The sequence below is a fragment of the Streptococcus infantis genome, assembly GCF_001579645.1.
In the GTDB taxonomy this organism is placed as follows: Bacteria; Bacillota; Bacilli; order Lactobacillales; family Streptococcaceae; genus Streptococcus; species Streptococcus infantis_E.
This window is the reverse complement of sequence record NZ_LQZF01000213.1, coordinates 1-246: the sequence shown is the minus strand read 5'-3', so window position 1 is coordinate 246 and position 246 is coordinate 1. Positions and strand designations below refer to the sequence as shown.

Annotated in this window: 2 tRNA genes; both read left to right on the top strand. The window is 50.8% G+C overall.

The annotated features are described in order from the left end of the window. Nucleotides 1-85 precede the first annotated feature (85 nt). Nucleotides 86-159, top strand: a tRNA-Ile gene (locus SINDD18_RS10195). A gap of 11 nt (nt 160-170) precedes the next feature. After that, nucleotides 171-242 (top strand) — tRNA-Glu (locus tag SINDD18_RS10190). Nucleotides 243-246: the final 4 nt, after the last annotated feature.

Here is a 246-nt window from a genome sequence, read left to right as displayed (position 1 = left end):
AAAACTACAGCCTTCCAAGCTGTTGTCGCGAGTTCGATTCTCGTCACCCGCTTTGAACTTTGTTCATTACCAAGTTTTTGAACTTGGGCGCGTAGCTCAGGTGGTTAGAGCGCACGCCTGATAAGCGTGAGGTCGGTGGTTCGAGTCCACTCGTGCCCATTTAAGAATATGGTCCGTTGGTCAAGGGGTTAAGACACCGCCTTTTCACGGCGGTAACACGGGTTCGAATCCCGTACGGACTATTTA